At 62.0% G+C, this 16494-nt stretch carries 13 protein-coding genes and 1 tRNA gene; 7 read left to right on the top strand and 7 right to left on the bottom strand.

Annotated elements, in window-relative coordinates; all coding sequences use genetic code 11:
• Positions 1–6: 6 nt before the first annotated feature.
• Both FJ988_RS05500 and FJ988_RS05495 read right to left on the bottom strand, forming a co-directional pair.
• Positions 7–1047, bottom strand: a complete 1041-nt coding sequence (locus FJ988_RS05500; protein WP_140815743.1) for an agmatine/peptidylarginine deiminase — start codon at positions 1045–1047, stop codon at positions 7–9.
• Positions 1048–1114: 67 nt separating this feature from the next.
• Positions 1115–2137 carry an agmatine/peptidylarginine deiminase gene (locus tag FJ988_RS05495; RefSeq protein WP_181183425.1) on the bottom strand — a complete coding sequence of 341 codons (1023 nt, stop codon included), beginning with the start codon at positions 2135–2137 and terminating at the stop codon, positions 1115–1117.
• A gap of 95 nt (positions 2138–2232) precedes the next feature.
• Here FJ988_RS05495 and FJ988_RS05490 point away from each other — a divergent pair, with 95 nt between their 5' ends.
• Together FJ988_RS05490 and FJ988_RS05485 are read left to right on the top strand one after the other, a co-directional pair.
• Entirely contained in the window at positions 2233–3120 is an 888-nt protein-coding gene (locus tag FJ988_RS05490) for a LysR substrate-binding domain-containing protein (RefSeq protein ID WP_140815741.1), read from the top strand.
• Positions 3121–3235: 115 nt separating this feature from the next.
• Positions 3236–3523, top strand: coding sequence for a hypothetical protein (locus FJ988_RS05485; protein WP_140815740.1), 288 nt, complete (start codon positions 3236–3238; stop codon positions 3521–3523).
• Positions 3524–3577: 54 nt separating this feature from the next.
• On the opposite strand, the gene FJ988_RS05480 is transcribed toward FJ988_RS05485, so the two are convergent.
• Complete coding sequence (locus tag FJ988_RS05480) at positions 3578–3832, bottom strand: hypothetical protein (protein ID WP_140815739.1); 255 nt, start codon at positions 3830–3832, stop codon at positions 3578–3580.
• Between the two features lie 528 nt (positions 3833–4360).
• Here FJ988_RS05480 and FJ988_RS05475 point away from each other — a divergent pair.
• On the top strand, positions 4361–5623 hold the full coding sequence (locus FJ988_RS05475) for an FAD-dependent oxidoreductase (RefSeq protein ID WP_140815738.1): 1263 nt from the start codon (positions 4361–4363) through the stop codon (positions 5621–5623).
• Positions 5620–7461 (top strand): thioesterase domain-containing protein, encoded by a 1842-nt coding sequence (locus tag FJ988_RS05470; protein ID WP_140815737.1) that lies wholly within the window; start codon positions 5620–5622, stop codon positions 7459–7461. The genes FJ988_RS05475 and FJ988_RS05470 overlap by 4 nt, the downstream gene beginning before the upstream one ends.
• Positions 7462–7630: 169 nt before the next feature.
• On the opposite strand, the gene FJ988_RS05465 is transcribed toward FJ988_RS05470, so the two are convergent.
• Positions 7631–8455, bottom strand: coding sequence for a right-handed parallel beta-helix repeat-containing protein (locus FJ988_RS05465; RefSeq protein WP_181183424.1), 825 nt, complete (start codon positions 8453–8455; stop codon positions 7631–7633).
• A 593-nt stretch (positions 8456–9048) separates the two neighbouring features.
• Between FJ988_RS05465 and FJ988_RS05460 the strand changes: the two genes are divergently transcribed.
• Entirely contained in the window at positions 9049–10593 is a 1545-nt protein-coding gene (locus FJ988_RS05460; RefSeq protein WP_140815735.1) for a hypothetical protein, read from the top strand.
• A gap of 233 nt (positions 10594–10826) precedes the next feature.
• On the opposite strand, the gene FJ988_RS05455 is transcribed toward FJ988_RS05460, so the two are convergent.
• The 3 genes from FJ988_RS05455 to phaC all read right to left on the bottom strand — a co-directional run bounded on the left by FJ988_RS05455 (position 10827) and on the right by phaC (position 14690).
• Positions 10827–10901, bottom strand: a tRNA-Glu gene (locus FJ988_RS05455).
• 466 nt (positions 10902–11367) lie between these two features.
• Entirely contained in the window at positions 11368–12528 is a 1161-nt protein-coding gene (locus FJ988_RS05450; RefSeq protein ID WP_181183437.1) for a YcbK family protein, read from the bottom strand.
• A gap of 326 nt (positions 12529–12854) precedes the next feature.
• Positions 12855–14690, bottom strand: a complete 1836-nt coding sequence (gene phaC / locus FJ988_RS05445) for a class I poly(R)-hydroxyalkanoic acid synthase (protein ID WP_140815733.1) — start codon at positions 14688–14690, stop codon at positions 12855–12857.
• 151 nt (positions 14691–14841) lie between these two features.
• Between phaC and FJ988_RS05440 the strand changes: the two genes are divergently transcribed.
• Complete coding sequence (locus FJ988_RS05440) at positions 14842–15195, top strand: hypothetical protein (RefSeq protein ID WP_246688434.1); 354 nt, start codon at positions 14842–14844, stop codon at positions 15193–15195.
• A gap of 50 nt (positions 15196–15245) precedes the next feature.
• Positions 15246–16463, top strand: a complete 1218-nt coding sequence (locus tag FJ988_RS05435) for an LL-diaminopimelate aminotransferase (protein WP_140815732.1) — start codon at positions 15246–15248, stop codon at positions 16461–16463.
• Positions 16464–16494: the final 31 nt, after the last annotated feature.

The following is a 16494-nucleotide window of genomic DNA, read 5'->3' as shown; positions in this document are numbered from 1 at the left end:
CTCACCTCATCGCGGTTGCTGTTGCGTGACGCAGTGGATGCCGCCGCCATTTTCGTAGATGCGGTCGACCTCGAGCTGGACGATGCGGCGTTGCGGATGCAGCCGGCCAAGCGTCTCCTGAGCAAAGGCGTCGGCTTTCCTGTCGCCGAACTGCGGCGTATAGAGCGCGCCGTTGCCGATGTAGTAGTTGTCATAGCTGGTCAGGAAATCGTCGCTGGTCGAGCGCACATCGGTGGCCGCCGGAATGGAAACCACCTCGAAGCCGCGCCCGCGCGCGTCCTTCGACCTTGCCAGGATGGCAAGCGCTTCGGCATGGGCGCGTCCCCATTCGGAAGTGTCGCCGGTCACGCTGCTGGCGACGAGCAGGCCGGGTTTGACGAAGCGAAACGAGCCGTCGATATGGCCATCGGTGATGTCGAGGCCGCGCACGCCGGGAAGCCAGATCACCGTCTCGACGCCGAGGATCGCCTTGAGCTGCCCTTCGATGTCGGCGCGGCTCAGCCCGGGATTGCGGTTGTCGTTGACCCAGCAGCTCTCGGTCAGAAGCAGCGTGCCGTCGCCGTCATACTCGATGCCGCCGCCTTCGCCGCGGATATCGGCGACGTGATGGGCTGCGCCGACATGCAGGGAGACCTTGGCGGCGATTTCGGCGTCGCGGGCATGCGCCTGCTTGTTGCCCCAGCCGCTGAAGTTGAAGTCGACTCCGGCGACGGCGCCGTCGCCGCCGCGCACGAACACCGGACCGGAATCGCGCATCCACATGTCGTCGGTAGCTATGTCGACGAGCTCGACCTTGGGGCCGCAAAGTTTTGCCGCCAATTCATGCTCGGCCTTGGCGGCAGCCATCGCCACCGGCTCGTTCTCGGCGATCGCCGCCGCCAATCGTCCCAACGTTTCCTGTACGCTCTCGTAATAGGCACCCGGTCCGCCATAGACCGCCGGCGTGCTTGGCCAGGCCATCCAGGTCCTGGCATGCGGCTCGGTTTCGGAAGGGACTGTGACCTTCCAGTCTTCGGCCCAGGCCGCCTTGATCGCGATCTCAGGCATGAATGTCCAACCTGCTGCTGCCATGATGGCCTGACGTCTTGTCCATGATGTCCTCATTGCCGACCCGCTACAGGGGCTGTTCCTGTGTGATGCAATGGATCGCGCCGCCCGCCGGCACGACGGCGCCGACATCGACGGTGACGATGCGGCGGTCGGGGAAGGCGCGGGCGACGGCGGCCTTGGCTTCGGCGCTTGAGGGGCGCCCGAAATCCGGCATGACGACGCCGCCATTGGCCAAAGCGAAATTGATGTAGGAGCGGGCAAACACCGCGCTGGTTGCTTCGACATCATAAGCTTCCGGTATCGGAATGACCTCGAAGCTGCGGCCGCGCGCGTCGGTCTGGCCGGCGAGGGCGGCGAGGTTATCTGACAGGATGCGGCCATGCAGGTCGCACGGATCGGGATTGTATTCGAACATCACCACACCGGGGCGCACGAAGCAGCACATGCCGTCGATATGGCCGTCGGTTTCCAGATCCAGCGGATCGCCGGGCAGCCAGACCACCTTTTCGAGACCAAGCATACGGATCAACTCCTTCTCCACCCAGGCCTTGGATAGGCCGGGATTGCGGTTGGAGTGCAGCAGGCTGGTCTCGGTCGCGATCAGTGTGCCTTCGCCGTCGGTGGTCAGCGAGCCGCCTTCGCAATGCAGAAAGGAGCGCAGGACCAATGCGTTCTCGCGCGTTAGCAGCCGCTCGGCCAGCGCGTTGTCCTGGTCGTAGGGTTCGTGCTTGCGGCCCCAGGCATTGAAGCGCCAGGACACACCGGCAAGGCCGCCATCGGCGCGCTTCAGGAAGGTCGGGCCGGAATCGCGGATCCAGCAATCGTCGATCGGGATTTCAATCACCTCGATGTGGCTGCCGAGCTGGCTGCGGGCGTCTTGGGCATTATCCGGATGCGCGACCATGACGATGGGCTCGAACTGAGCGATGGCGTGGGCGACATCGGCATAGGCCTTCTGCATGGCGGGAAGGGTGGCGCCATACATGTCGCGCCGATGAGGCCAGGCCATCCATGTCCTCAGATGCGGCTCGAACTCCGCGGGACGGCGGATCTTCAACTGCTGCGCCGGCAACTCGATGGCGTTCATCGAAAACTCCATTCATGTATCGAACTCATTGTTAATCGGCTTCTCTGCCCATACAACTGAGAAAGTTTCCTCTTTCCGATGAATGGAATTCATGCATGGCGAAGTTCCGGCATATCCCGCCGACGCAGTTCCTGAAGGGGTTCGAGGCGGCATCGCGCCTGGAAAGTTTCAGCCGCGCTGCCGAGGAACTCGGCCTCACCCAATCGGCGATCAGCCATCAGATGCGCTTGCTCGAAGGCCATATCGGTCAGCCGTTGTTCATGCGCTTCGGCCGCGAGGTGCGGCTGACGGATGCCGGCCGCGACTACCAGCGCACCGTGCGCCGCTGCCTGGAATTGATGGAGGAGGGGTATCGGCGGCTGGAGCCCTACCGAAAACCCGGCAGCGTGGTGATCTACGCGCCGCGCGATTTCAGCCGGCGCTGGCTGCTGCATCGCCTGCCGGCACTGCGCAGGGCGGTGCCGACCTGCGAGCCGTGGCTCGACACCAGCGGCGCCCCGGTCGATTTCGAGACGATGGAGCTCGACCTCGCCGTCGTCTATGCGGATGCGCCGCCGGAAGGCTGCGAGAGCCTGCTGATCGCCAGGGACTTTTTGTCGCCGGTCGCGACGAAGGAACTGGCCGGCACGCTGCGCAACCCGGTCGACCTGCTCGGCGCTTCGCTGATCCATGACGAGCGCCCGACCGGCTGGGCGGACTGGATGCGAAGCGCCGGCGTCGAGCCGAACGGCACCTGGCACGGCACCAATTTCAGCGACAGCGATCTGGCGCTCGCCGCCGCCGAGCTCGGCCAGGGTGTGGCGCTGGGCAGCTTGAGCTTGGCCGCAGAGGCGCTCGCTTCAGGAGATCTCGTGCAGCTGTTCGATCATAGCCTCGACGCCGGGCGCGGGTGGTACGCAATCTCCACCGAGAGCCGGCTGCGGGACGTCGATGTGCTGGGCACATGGCACTGGCTGTGTGGGCAGGGGCTGCCGGCAGGCTGAGTCGAGGGCGGCCGTCCTTGCTCGCTCGCTCAATTGTGACAGCGCGATCGTTGCGCGGCTGCGTCACGGGGTGCGAAATTCGGCGATGCGATGTTTTTTGCGAGGATGCCCTCCCATGTACAGGATCATGTTTTGCGCGGCAGCGATGGTGATTGCCGCCGGCAATTTCGCCGACGCCCGGCCCGACACGCGCAAGATGACCTGCGCTGAGACCCAGGCGCTGATCAAGAACCAGCACGCTGCAGTGCTGAGCACCGGGCCGAACACCTATGATCGCTATGTCCGGCAATTCGGCCATGAGTGCGATGCTCCTTCCGTGCCGATGGTCGACTATGTCCCGGCCAGCGACGGTCAGTGCATGGTCTATCGCTGCGAGGAGCCGTCGCCGATGGTTCCGGAGTGACAGGCAGTCGGTTCGCTTTCGGCTTTCGCGGTCGCTCCGACGCCTTGCTGACGCCTACTTGACCTTCTGGATCTCCGGGGAAGGCGTCTGATCCGTCGGCGGAGCGGGCGTGCAATCCGCGCCCTTGCAGTCTAGGACCGGGTCTTCCGCGGGCGGCAAGCAGTTTTCACCTTCGCAATGAATTGCCGGCGATGGTTGCTTCGTCGCCTGACCATTCTGCTGGGCCGGCTGATCGTCGGCGCGCACGGCCGAGGCGCCGGCCAGACCGATGAGCGCCGCGCATAGAAACGCACTCCGCAGCAAGTTCATGCCTGCCTCCACGGATGAGAACCGGGAGGAACCTACACCTTCGGGTTGGCACCGGCACGCAGTAGAGCGTAAACGGCGTTAACGGCGGGTCTCTGCCTCCAAGGATGAAGCGCCGACCGAATTTGGCGACGAAGGTCTCTCGGCCGCGGGCATCGTCAGCCGACGTCTTTAACGACCAGGGTCCAGGCATCGACCTAGTGGCCCATTCAGGCTGCGCTCAATGTCGATCCTTATAGAATTGCCAAGTCCACGTCGCCGCCAGTCTTTGACGCCTACAATCCAGAGCTGTGGATCACTGAGCAGTTCGAAATTTTCGCTGCCGAAGTGGCAGAACAACCTCAACACTTCAGGCCTCGACAGAGCGCTTATAGCCATCGGTGGTACATCACACAAACTAACGATGTAGCACTCGCTCACTGTTTCGGACGCCAACTTGCAGCGATGATGTCGGAACATGACATGATCCGTTGAGGGCGGAATCGACCGGTGCGTCGCGTTCACCAGGGTCTTCACGGGCGGGGGTGAGAAATGACGGTAGTCGGCCAGTCGAGCATAGATGTCGCCGTTATAGGGGCAGGCCCGTATGGTCTGTCCGCCGCCGCAAATATTGGCGCGAGCGATCGCAGTGTTCGGATCTTCGGACGGCCGCTTCAGACTTGGACCGATACCATGCCGGCCGGCATGAAGCTTAAATCCGACGGCTTTGCGTCCAACCTGTCGGCGCCGGCTCCCGGCGCGAGCTTGGCCGAGTTTTGCCGGGATAGAGGCATTCCCTACCACGATACCGACCACCCGGTATCACTTCAGACTTTCGTTGCTTATGGGCAGGAATTTCAGCGACGGTTTGTGCCCTATCTCGAGACCGCGGACGTCCAGCATGTCGAGCAATGGGGCGACGGGTTCAAACTGACGGTTGGAGAAGGCCAAACTTTCCTCGCCCGACGCGTCGTCTTGGCGGTGGGCGTAACGCACTTCAAAGTGATGCCGAAACAATTGATGGACCTGCCTGCTTCGTTGGTCAGTCATAGCGCCGACTGCAGCCGTGTGGACCGGTTCGCTGGGCGCAGCGTCGCCATCTTGGGAGCGGGCGCATCCGCGATCGATTTGGCCGCGGCCTTGATTGACGTGGGGGCTACCACGACGATCGTCGCGCGTGCGGGCAGCATTCGTTTCAATTCGGAGCCAAGCGGACGCCGGCCGACACTGCTGAGCCAGTTGGCGAACCCCAAGTCCCCGCTGGGTCCGGGTTGGCGATCGCGTTTTGCATCCAGTATGCCGCAGGCATACCGTCATTTGCCGGACCGCTTGCGGCTCGCCATCCTGCATCGCCACCTGGGCCCCCGATCAGCATGGTATCTTCGCGACAAGGTGCTCGGTGGAGCCAACATCTTCGTCGCACAACAGCTTGAAGAAGCTGGAGTAGCCGGCGATCGTATCCGTCTAAAGCTGCGTGACGAATCCGGATCGTCGAAGAGCCTCGAGGTCGAGCATGTGATCGCCGCGACAGGCTATTGGCCTCAAGTCGAGCGCCTGCATTTTCTCGACCAGAAATTACGACAAGCCATCCGGCATTCGGAAGGCGTGCCGATCCTGTCGCGGTATTTCGAGACATCGGTTGTCGGCCTCTATGCGACGGGATTGACCGCTGCCGGGAGTTTCGGCCCCTTGATGCGTTTTGTTGCAGGCGCGGACTATGCGGCTCGACGGATTAGCAGGCATTTGGAGAAGACCCGGGGGAGCCGGCATACGCTCGTAGCAGGCGCCACGGTGCCACAAGCAATCCGATCATGAATGACACCGCCACTCTCGAATTTGAAGATGGCCCAACGTCGACAGCCGACAGAGCCCGAACGGCAGTGTTGCCGTTAGAACTCTTGCGCGATGGCGCAGGCGACAAGTTCGTGTTCCTCTTTCCAGGTGCGGGGGGCGAGGCGAGCGAACTCGCACCTTTGGCTGAACGGCTCACCACACCCGGACGTATTTTCGGCCTTTCCTACTTGCCCGAGGGCCAAAGCGCAGAAGCTGTTGATCGCCAGGCAAGTTATGCTGTCGCTGCCTTGCGCAGCATCCAGCCGCATGGCCCGTATCGGCTGGTCGGTTATTCATTCGGGGCTATCGTTGCCGTGGAAGTGGCACGGCAGTTGAGGCGGGCGGGTGAGTGCTTGGAACCGCCGATCCTGATCGATGCATTTTACGATCAGAAGTTCTGGCCTGCTAAGGCGTGGTGGATCGGGCAAGCACGCAGGACCGGAGCCCACATCGCTCAAATCCGCCGGCAGCCGCCGGCCATGGCCCTGAGAGAATTTGCTTTCCGAGCCGGGCGGCTAGCGCAACGGTTCTTGTCGAGATGGCAGGCATTGCCACCAGTACTTGGCACGCCCGCCGAATCGACAATTGCTGCTGCCAACTCCGCCGCGTTGCGCGCCTACGCTCCTTCGCTCTATCCGAGCTCGCTCGCACTCGTCGAGGCTGCCGACACGACGATGTTTGGCTGCCGACCGTCAGATCTCTGGCGGCCGATAAGCATGAAACTCGTCGTCGAAGATATCGCCGGCGATCACCTCGACCTCGTGCGCGATCCAAAATCGCTCACACTCCTGGGACGCGCGGTCGACAGGCACTTGGCGCAAGGAGAAGGCGGGCAGCCGCCGCTTGCTCTCATCATCACTACTTTTCGATGGCCGGCAACCGCAGGTCTTGCCGCATCGCTCACTCGTGCCGGCTTTCGGGTAGCTGCGCTCTGTCCGCGGCGGCATCCCATGCGTCGCCAGTCAAATCCGGTATTGCATCACCTGCCATGGCTGCACCCTGAGCGAACGCTGAAGTCTCTGGTCGAGCGCAGCGATCCGGATCTGGTCCTTCCCTGTGATGAGCCGGCCTTGGACATGGTTCGGAGCATCGGCGGCGCAGGATCTGACATCTCTCGCTCGGAAATGATCGATATCGCGCGCGCGGCTGGAGTCGATGCACCGCCGATGCGACGTGTCGACACCCTTGCCGAGCTCGACAAATGGATCGAAGAACACGGATTTCCGGTCGTGCTAAAAACGGACGGAAGTTGGGGCGGCAGAGGAGTGGCTATCGTCAACGACCGCCCCGGAGCCGTCCGTGCATGGCGGCGCCTCGCGCGTGGTCCGAGCCCGCTCGGCATCATAAAACGCGCCATCGTCAATGGGAATCCCAACGGCCTGCGGAACCTGTGGAATCGCCACAGGCCCTGCATAAATGCCCAGGCCTACGTGGCGGGGCGAGATGCCAACGTTGCCCTCGCGGTCAAGGACGGAAGAGTGTTGGCGGCAGTGGCCGTGGAGGTTTTGGAGACCCGGTACAAAAACGGCCCGGCCAGGATCGTACGCGTGATCGACCATCCTGGAATTGTTGCCGCCTCGACCAAGATCATGGAACAGCTGCATTTGACGGGACTCGTCGGGATAGACTTCATTCTCGATGTCGAGGGTGCCGCGCATCTGATCGAAGTCAATGCCCGCGTGACCCCGACCTGCCGGTTGGCGTTTGGTTCCGGCAGCGACCCGGTCGGAGCGTTGCGCAGTTTGTTCCCGGGCGGGACAACGACTGCTCCTGTTCCGAACTCCGTTGGCAGTATCATCGACCTCGCGGCACTCGACTGAGTGCGAGGGGGCATACTACTGACGCCGCGATCTGGGGCGGCCGTTAAGGCGCGTCGCGCTGAACCGCGATCAGGCGATGCGCTTTAAGTCTTTGTTTTGATGTTGTCCCAGAACCGCGACACACTTCTGGGCGACGCGCATTAGGTGGTCTCGCGAACCTCTTGATACCCTATGTCAAGCCGACCGGCGCGCCGGTATCGTCATTGACGTTGCCGGTGAATGTCGCTTTCCGGCTGTCGTCATTGCTCGTTGCGAGTCCGTAGTGACCGCCCGCGAGCCGATTGTTTGTGTAAGAGTTGGAACGGTCACTCCAAGTATAGAGCGTATAGGAACCGCCGCGCAGACGGTTGTTGTCTACCTTGATGTTCGTTCCTGCCCCCATGATGATTGCGGACGTCGATATCGCTGGAGATATGATGTTGTTGTGCCGGATGACGGTGCCGTCGCATTCTCCGCCGCACAACTGGCATCCATCCGTATGCGGAGCATTCTCGGCGTCCGGGTCCCCGAAGACATCTTCGGACACAAGGTCGTGGATGTAGTTGTCCTCGATGACGGCGTTCAGCCCACTCAGGAACAGCCCATTCGTCACACCACTGACCTCGCAGCGGCGGACGGTGAAGCCGTTCGCGTTCGAGCTGACGATGCCGCTCATGGCTGCGCCGGCGGCACCGCCGGGACCAACCACCTGGCAGTTGACAACGGTTGTGTCGTTCGCCTGAGAATAGATGCCGTACATGTCGGCACAGGTTACGCGGCAGTTCGATATATTCACTTTGTCAGCCAAGACCCAAATTGAGCCGCTGCTGTCGAGATTGCTGAGGGTAACGCCAGCGCCCGTGACTTTGATGTAATGGTCGACGCTGTCCCATACCCAACCCGGACCTGATGTTGCCGCTCCGGGAACGGCGATCAGTGCCCCGTTGGTGCCAGTGCTCGAAGAGTCCGGCCATGAGGCCGCGGCAGCGCCGCTGCTTTGGCGGGTATCCAGCATGACAAACGGAATTCCCACGACAACCGGAATTCCCTGAATGACCGTTCGCCTTGTTACAACCATTTGCTCCACCAGATCTGAGCGCTTCCTTACCTCGCTCGCCTCACCATCGTCTGATCGCCGGTCTCCTCGCGAAGGATGACGAGCCGTGACTGTTTCCGTGCAGGACAATCGATGAAGCGAAAGGCTACGATGCGCATGTTTGTGGCTGCTATCAACATAGCAAGAGTTAGCCGGTCGGACGCTAGTACGATACGTTTTGCGCTACCTCTTCCGCTGTAAGCTTACACGAGATCTATCCCTGTCAATTTCTCAACAAGTTGGGAAACGTCGACAGATCTGCCTGCAGGCAAGGCCGTAGAGCGGCCGTCGTGGTACTGACGCTGGAGCTCCTAGGCCCGGTGGCGAATCCGGAAGCTGGGCTGGCGCTGCCGGTCTTTGAGCTGTGTCGATATGGTTCCTACCCTACCCAATAAGGAGCGGTCTTTTCAGTCGAGGGAATATCTCCCCAACAGGGTCGAGATTTGAAAAGCTGCGCATGATCTGCCCTGAGGTTTGTCCGCGGGCGGAGTTCTTCTGACGAGGCGGCTTGGATGAGAAATAGCCAGTGGGATCGGCGGGGGCGCTTCGCGGGACGGTCGGGCGAACTTTTTGCGTTCGAGAACGGGATGACGGGCCAAGGCTTCAGCCGTTCCGCTCCGGGGCTTCTTTCGCGGCCGTTCTCAACTGAGGTTGAGAATGTCAATGCGGGCGCTTCGCTCCGGGACGCGGCCGGATCGGTTCAGGCCAAGCGGAAGCAGAGTTCCTGGCCAGTGTTCTTGTTTATCGCTGCGCTTGTCGTGCCTTGGATAATCTCCGTGGGGCCGCTCCGCTTGTCGCTCTACCGCTTCGTGCTACTGGCGATGCTGGTGCCCTGTGTGGTCGCATGGATCACAGGCAAGGCTGGGCGGATAAGACTTGCGGACATCTCATTGCTTCTGTGTGCGTTGTGGCCGACGCTCAGTCTGGTCGTCAATCACGGCTGGGCAATCGCGGTCCAAACTGGCGGAATCGGATTCCTCGAGGCCTTCGGCGCTTACCTGCTGGCGCGTTGCTACATTCGGGACGCGGACGATTTCCATAACGCTGTCAAACTGCTGTTTGGGACCGTCCTATTCCTGATGCCATTCGCCTTCGTCGAGTGCGTCAGCGGCCAGAACGTCTTGCGCGAAATGTTTGGGATGATCGTGTCGACGGGGCCTAGCTACTCTCACGAATACCGGTCAGGGTTTGCACGAGTACAGTCTGTCTTCGAACACTCAATCCTATTCGGGGTATATGTCGGCAGTAGTCTTGCACTGGTTCATCTGGTTCTGGGTTACCAGAAAAGCCTATTTCAGCGCTTCCTCAAAGACGGGATAGTCACGTCGGTAGCGTTAACGTCGTTGTCCGCAGGGCCTATAGGCGGCGTTGTCGCCATGACCGCTCTGCTCTCGTGGAACGGACTGCTGCGAAGCCTCGGAAGTCGATGGAAGATATTGATCGGTTTGCTGGTATGTCTGTTCGTCGCGCTGCAAAGCTTCGCTAACCGATCGGCGCTGACCATTTTAACATCCTTCTTTATTTTTGACCCAGCATCGTATTGGTATCGAAGGCTGATATGGCAGTACGGCACGGAAAATGTTGCGAACCACCCGATATTTGGCTTGGGGATGAACGACTGGGAGCGTCCGGCTTGGATGCCCGCGGCGAGCATAGACAATTTTTTCCTTGTCCAGGCGGTTCACTGGGGTCTTCCGGCACCCATTTTTTTGATGTTGGCCTTCTTTCTGATTGTCGTTGCAGTGGCTCTAAAGAAAGATCTTGATGAGAAACTCGTTGACTATCGGACAGGATTTATTCTTGCGATGGTCTTCTTTTTCTTAGTTGGATGGTCGGTTGCATTTTGGGGTTCTACCTATGTCGTGTTCCTCTTTCTGTTGGGAAGCGGCGTGTGGATCCTTGAAGCGCGAGCCACTCCAATCACACGCGAAGAATCAGCCAAGTGGATTGATGGAAGCATCCAGGGTTCAACGACTGAACTGGCGACCGGTGTCCCCGGGATACCCGCGATAGCCTCGCGCGGAAGCATTCGAGGGGTGGCGGGTGGTCGTTGCTGATGAAGAAGGGGGTTGCCAACTGATTGCTGGGGAACTCGGAACAACCGGCGTGGCAAGCCACAGGGCAAGGCATTTCTATCGGTCATCACCACGACTTATAACGGTGCGCGGGTTCTGCCAAATCTCCCCGATTCGCTTGCGGGCGGGCTCAAAAAGGGGTTGGGAGACGCTTGATCGGAATTCGTGCTGTGAAACTTGGCCCGGTGCTCCTTCGGGGAGGTCCGAAAAGCCGGTGGTACGCCCAAGGGGAATCGAACCCCTGTTACCGCCGTGAAAGGGCGGTGTCCTAACCGCTAGACGATGGGCGCGCTCAGACGAAGCGGCTTATAATTGCGTTGTTGCCAACCGGCAACCCATCTGCCGCAACAAGCGACAACTTTTTTCAAGAGCGGGAAAGGGCGCCTCCTCGGCGGTCCGACGCACGGTGGGTGCCGTCACCTGGTGAATGCATCCTTGGAGATTGGCTGGAACGCCTCTCGCGGTCGTCATTCCAGGGCGGAGCAAGGAGCGAAGCGACGCGGCGCAGACCCTGGAATCCATTCCGTTACCTATGAGCGTTGCAACGGTGCAGAATCTGCGCCGCTGCATCCTACGGTCGAAGTCACGGAATGGATCCTCGGGTCTGCGCATCCGCTTCGCTCCCGCTCCGCCCGTGGATGACGAAGTTCGGAGGGGTTCGGCTCATCGCGAACGTCCTGACGGCTTGTTGAAGCAACGTGGGTTGATCGGCTTTCAGCCAATCAACCCGGTCATGCACGGACCAAGCCGAGAAGATCAGCCGTCGCCGCCGACATTGCGTCCGCGGCAGCGCCAGTTCCAGTCGCGCTCGGGGCCGACGTCGACATGGACGGATTCGGTGTGACAGTAGGTGCCGACTCCGCCGCGGCCGGGCATCGAGCGGACATAGTTCGCCAGATCCCATTTGGAGACGCCGGGCACCTGGATGTCGGCGGCGGCGCAATACATGTGCAGCGAGTTCTTGGCGCCGTTGGCGCGGCGGTTGCGTGACGGGTCGCGGTAGCCGGAGGTGACGATCATCTTGCGGCCGAAATGGCCCTCGATCGTCTTGAGCACGCGCACCAGCGACGGCTTCAGGCAGGCGACGTCGACGCTTTCGTTCTGCCTCAGCAGGCCGTTGGGGGCGAGCCGCGCCATGCCGGCGGCGGACGCCACCTGGTAGGAGCCGCCGCCTTCGTCCTCGTTGAGGTCGACGTCGCTCTCGTCGTCGATGCCGGACTTTCGCTTGATCTCGAACAGCGCCGTCTGGCGCACGCCGGGCAGGGCGTCGGCGCCGGTTATGTGGGTGCCGCCGTCGTCGCCCAGCGAGGCGAGCTGCACCGGCTTTGCCGACGGCGTCGCCGAGGCCAGCTCGACGATCGGCTTGGCCGGCGCCGGTGCTGCGGCGGTTTTGGCCGGCTGGGCACTTGTGCGGGAATTGATCAGCGGCGCGGGGGCGGCCGAGGCCGGCGTGGTGCTGAACAGCGAGGCAAACAGGCCCTTCTTCGGCGCGGCGATCTGCGGCTGCGCCGGGTCGCCGGCCGTCACATAGACGCCGTTGTTCAAGACGGGCGCGGCCTGGGCCTGTGCTTTCGCCGTGACAGCGGCGGCATCGCCGGCGGCGACCTGCTTGGCAACCGCCTGCGTTTCATCCACCGTCTGCGTCTGCTGAACCAGCGGTTGCGGCGTGTTGCCGGCGATCGTGTCGGCGCCCGCCGGCACGGCGACGGCGGGGAAGGCGGCTTGCGGCCGCGTCTCCGGCACATAGGCGACCTTTTCGGGCAGCGGCTTGTCGCCTTCGCTCATCACGGTCGTGGCCGCTTCCGGGGTGGCCGATGCCGCCGGCACTGCCGAATCGGCCGCGGTTGCGGTCTTGGCGCCGGCAGTCGCGCTCATCTCGGTGGCGGTCGAATTGTAGGCTGGCGAGACGACCGCCATGGTGGGGTCGCCGGTCGAGGTGCAGGAGGCCAAAAGCACGGAGAAAAGCGCTGCAGCAATGCTGCGACTTTGCCCTCGTGTCGGACGCCAACCCTCTGATTTCAAAACAAATTCCCCCTCGGTATCCGGTCGGTTCGTTATCGTTTCGCCACTCCAGCGCCGCGCCGCGATAACCCTCCTGTTCCCAACCGGAAACGGGATATGTGTCTAATCTGCAAGCCTCGGAATTATTCTGCTTCGAACGCCGATTTGAGGCCGCCAAACGATTGACGTCACCATTTCGCCCTGTTTTGGCGGGTCGTCAACTCACCAGACATTACAGTCTGTTACACGCGCACCTTGACATAGGTGCCCGGCGCATCCCCCAAGGTTTTCATACGCTTGCCGGGTTTTCGGGCCGGCACATGCATGTTGTCCTGGCTCTCGATCCAGTGCTGCCAGTGCGTCCACCAGGAGCCCTGGTGCTCATGCGCCGCAGCAAGCCAGGCGTTGAAATCGCCGACCGGCTTGCCGCCGGTCCAGTACTGGTACTTCTTCGCCGCCGGCGGATTGACGACGCCGGCGATGTGGCCGGATCCCGCCATCACATATTCGACGTCGCCGCCGAAATATTGCGAGCCGACGAACACCGAAAGCGCCGGCGCGATGTGGTCTTCCTTCGTGGCCAGGTTGTAGACCGGGATGGTGATGTCGGCCAACGATACGGTCCGCCCGGCGAGCTCCATCACGCCGCGCGAGAGATTATTCTCCAGATAGCAGTTGCGCAGGTAGAAGGAGTGGTTGGCCGCCGCCATGCGAGTGGAATCGGAATTCCAGTAGAGCAGGTCGAAGGGCAGGGGCTCCTTGCCGCGCATATAATTGTTGATGACGTAAGGCCAGATCAGGTCGCCCGAGCGCAGCATGTTGAAGGCGGTCGCCATCTTGGTGCCGTCGAGATAGCCCTTCTCGCTCATCGAGCGCTCGACGGCCGCGACCTGGTCTTCGTCGACGAAGACCTTCAGGTCGCCGGCATAGGTGAAATCGACCTGCGTGGTGAAGAAGGTCGCCGATTTGATGCGGTGGTCGCCCTCCTGCGCCAGAAGCGCGAGTGCGGCGCCCAGCAGCGTGCCGCCGACGCAGTATCCGATGGCGTTGACCTCCTTCTCGCCGGTCGCCTTCTCGACCATGTCGAGGCCGAATTGCAGGCCCTCGCGTATATAAGCCTCCCAGCCCTTCGCACCGTGGCGCTCGTCGGGGTTGATCCAGGAGATGACGAAGACGCTGTGGCCCTGCTCGATAGCCCAGCGGATGAAGGATTTCTGCGGGTTGAGGTCGAGGATGTAGAATTTGTTGATCCATGGCGGGCAGATGAGCAGCGGCCGCTTCAGCACCGTTTCCGTCATCGGATCGTACTGGATGATCTCGGCGACATCGCTGCGGCCGATGACCTTGCCGGGCGTGGTGGCGATGTTCTTGCCGATCTCGAAGGGCGAATAGTCGGCCTGGCGCAGCTTCAGGTCGCCGCGGCCGGCGGCGATGTCCTCGGCCAGCATCTTCATGCCGCGCACCAGGTTCTCGCCATTCGAGGCGACCGTCTCGCGGAACAATTCCGGATTGGTCAGGATGAAATTCGACGGCGCGATCGCGTTGGACACCTGCTTGACGTAGAAGCTCGCCTTGTGGCGGGTGTGCTCGTCCAGCCCCTCCGCATGCTCGACAAGTTCGCCCGCCCAGCGCGAGGTGACGAGATAGGCCTGCTTGAGGAAGTCGAAGAAGGCGTTGCGGCCCCATTCGGGATCCTGGAAGCGCTTGTCGCCGCGCTCGGGCTTGACCGCGTCGTCAGGCGCCTCGGCGTTCGGGTTGACCTTCTGGATGGCGTTTGCCCACACCGTCATATAGCCGGCGAACAGCCGCGTCTGCGCTTCCAGCGCGCGCTGCGGATCGCCCAGCCAGTATTCCGAGAGTTTCGAGAAGGTCTTGACCATGTCGACGACAGGCTCGGCGACATGGTCGCGCACCTCGCCCTTCTCGCGCGGCTCGCTCCAGGCGGACGCCGCCTTGCCGGCCTGCTCGATCATGCGCGCCATATTCAAGGCGAAGCGCTCAGGATCCTTCACCAGATATTGCTCGATGGCCGAAGGTCCGCCATTTTCCGCTTTGTCCGAATCGGCAGGTTTGGACATGGTTCGCGGGGTTCCTCCCGGGGCGTTTTCTTGACATATTACCATGGGACATCTGACCGGGTCCAATTCGCTGTAACCCGGCTGCCAGGAAAACAATATGACGATTAATGTTGGCGGGGCTTTTTTTCTCAAGCCGGGTTCGATTTGCCGCATGGCGTTGGTGGTTGGGCTGGCCGGTATTCTGCTGCCGGCCGCGGGCTGCACGAGCACCAGCCAGAGCAACACGACCCCGGTAGGCGTGACCGAGGGGCCGAAGGACACCGGGTCCTACCCCAATCTCAACGTTCCCCCGCCGGTGGCCGCCAAGCAGCTCACCAAGGAGGAGACCGCCGCCAATCTCGCCCAGCTCAAGGCCGAGGAGCAGGCGCAGGCTGCCAAGGGCGGCAAGGTGGCCGCGCCGTCCAATGCGACCGCGCTCAACACGCTGGCCAAGACGCATGGCTCCGACACGCTGAAGCAGATCGAAGGCAAATGCGACCCGACCCTCGACCCTAACTGCAATTAGGTTTATATCGCGCGCCGAAAGCGCCCCCTTTTTGATCGTCTGGAACTGAAATGGAAGAATTTCACAAGGTCCGCCGGCTTCCGCCCTATGTCTTCGAGCAGGTCAACCGGCTGAAGGCCAGCGCCCGCTCGCGCGGCGCCGACATCATCGACCTTGGCATGGGCAATCCGGACCTGCCGACGCCGAAGGCCATCGTCGACAAATTGTGCGAAGTGGTGCGCGACCCGCGCACGCATCGCTATTCCTCATCGCGCGGCATTCCGGGCTTGCGCCGCGCCCAGGCCGCCTATTACCAGCGCCGCTTCGGCGTGAAGCTCAATCCCGACACCCAGGTGGTGGCGACGCTCGGCTCGAAGGAAGGCTTCGCCAATATGGCGCAGGCGATCACCGCGCCCGGCGATGTCATCCTGTGCCCGAACCCGACCTATCCGATCCACGCCTTCGGCTTCATCATGTCGGGCGGCGTCATCCGTTCGCTGCAGGTCGAGCCCGATGACGGTTTCATTCCGGCGGTCGAGCGCGGCATTCGCCATTCGATCCCGAAGCCGCTGGCGCTGATCCTCAACTATCCGTCGAACCCGACGGCGCTGGTCGCCTCGCTCGACTTCTATAAGGACGTGGTCGCCTTCGCGAAGAAGAACGACATCATCATCCTGTCCGACCTTGCCTATTCGGAGATCTATTTCGACGGTAACCCGCCGCCTTCGGTGCTGCAGGTTCCAGGCGCGATCGACGTCTGCGTCGAATTCACCTCGATGTCGAAGACCTTCTCGATGCCGGGATGGCGCATGGGCTTCGCCGTCGGCAACGAGCGGCTGATCGCGGCGCTGACCAGGGTGAAATCCTACCTCGACTACGGCGCCTTCACGCCCATCCAGGTGGCGGCCGCGCATGCGCTGAACGGCGACGGCGCCGACATTGCCGAGGTGCGCGAGGTCTACCACAAGCGTCGCGACGTGATGGTCGATTCCTTCAGCCGCGCCGGCTGGCCCATTCCGGCGCCCGCGGCCTCGATGTTCGCCTGGGCGCCGATCCCGGAGCAGTTCCGTCATCTCGGCTCGCTGGAGTTCTCCAAGCTGCTCATCGAGCATGCCGATGTCGCGGTGGCGCCGGGCGTCGGCTTCGGTGAGCATGGCGACGACTATGTGCGCGTGGCGCTGGTCGAGAACGAGCATCGCATCCGCCAGGCGGCGCGCAACATCAAGAAGTTCCTGGCGTCGACCGCCAAGCAGCCGAACAACGTGGTGCCGCTCGCGTCTCGCCGCTGAGCTCGCCTGACATTTTCATCGACTTACGTTT

Origin of the sequence: Mesorhizobium sp. CU3, assembly GCF_006442965.1 — a bacterium.
In the GTDB taxonomy this organism is placed as follows: domain Bacteria; phylum Pseudomonadota; class Alphaproteobacteria; order Rhizobiales; family Rhizobiaceae; genus Mesorhizobium.
The sequence above is the reverse complement of the archived record's forward strand: the minus strand, read 5'-3'. Positions and strand labels throughout refer to the sequence as shown.